Genomic DNA, 395 nt, shown 5'->3' with positions numbered 1-395 from the left:
TTCCCGGGCATAACGATGACGATACATCAATAATGCGGCAGTCCCGCGGCTGACCGCACATGCTGCCGCCAGCGATGCAAGGATCGGTTCGCCACGCAGAGCCAACTCGCTTAATACCAGAATCTTTGCCAGTACAACAAAAATCAATGCCAGACCGCCGTGGGTGCCTAAACGGCTATCACGCATGATTTCCAACATGCAATCGCGGCTACGTGCAGAAAATACGCCATCACAGGTATCGGCGAGGCCGTCCAGGTGGAATCCCCCGGTCATCAGCGCCAGCACAAGTACGCTAAACAGTGCCGCCAGTGGTACGCCACACCATGCCTGCAGCACCATGAAGACCAGCCCGCTAATCGCGCCAAGCAATAATCCAATTAAAGGAAAAGTAATAA

At 54.2% G+C, this 395-nt stretch carries 1 protein-coding gene; it reads right to left on the bottom strand.

The features are described from left to right. Positions 1–395: adenosylcobinamide-GDP ribazoletransferase (cobS, locus tag E0L35_RS25975; protein WP_138801768.1), on the bottom strand; the 395-nt coding region annotated here is incomplete at both ends.

This window comes from Halomonas sp. ATBC28 (assembly GCF_005937175.1).
GTDB lineage: Bacteria > Pseudomonadota > Gammaproteobacteria > Pseudomonadales > Halomonadaceae > Vreelandella > Vreelandella titanicae.
This window is presented reverse-complemented; position numbering and strand designations above follow the sequence as displayed.